The organism is Acinetobacter sp. WC-323 (assembly GCF_000314615.1).
GTDB lineage: Bacteria > Pseudomonadota > Gammaproteobacteria > Pseudomonadales > Moraxellaceae > Acinetobacter > Acinetobacter courvalinii.
This window is the reverse complement of the sequence record NZ_AMZS01000038.1, coordinates 1-797: the sequence shown is the minus strand read 5'-3', so window position 1 is coordinate 797 and position 797 is coordinate 1. Positions and strand designations below refer to the sequence as shown.

General features: G+C 49.3%; 1 pseudogene. It reads right to left on the bottom strand.

The features are described from left to right. Positions 1–797: pseudogene (locus ACINWC323_RS20040) on the bottom strand (FAD-dependent oxidoreductase); the annotation flags it as partial.

Genomic DNA, 797 nt, shown 5'->3' with positions numbered 1-797 from the left:
AGTCACCTGCGGCAAATACACCCTTGACACTGGTTTCGTTACGATCATTAATCACGATCTCGCCACGGTTGCTCAACTCCACCGCACTGTTCTTCAGGAAGTCAGTGTTTGGCAATAAGCCGATCTGTACAAAGATCCCTGCCAGCTCAACCGTATGTTCAACATCAGTCGCACGGTCTTTATATTTCAATGCTGTCACCTGAGCGCCATCACCAACCACTTCGGTACTCAATGCATTCATGATCACGGTAGTATTTGGCAAGCTGTTTAACTTGTCTTGCAACACTTGGTCGGCACGAAGTTTGGTATCGAATTCAACCAGTGTGACATGCTCAACAATACCGGCAAGGTCAATCGCTGCTTCACACCCGAGTTACCGCCACCAATCACTGCAACACGTTTGCCTTTGAATAATGGGCCATCACAGTGGGGCAGTAAGCCACACCACGGGTACGGTATTCTGCTTCACCCGGCACATTCATCTCTCTCCAGCGTGCACCGGTGAAAGAATGATGGTTTTCGATTCCAGCTTGGCACCATTTTCCAGTTCAACTTCAACCAGACCGTTAGCGGTCTGATCTGCACCTGTGATCTTGCTGACACGTTGCAGGTTCATGATATCCACACCGTATTCACGGACATGTGCTTCCATATCCTGAGCAAACTTAGGACCAACGGTTTTTTGCACCGTGGTGAAGTTTTCAATGTCCATGGTATCCATCACCTGACCGCCAAAGCGTTCAGCCACGATACCGGTCTTGATGCCTTTACGCGCTGCATAGATTGCCGCAGTACCA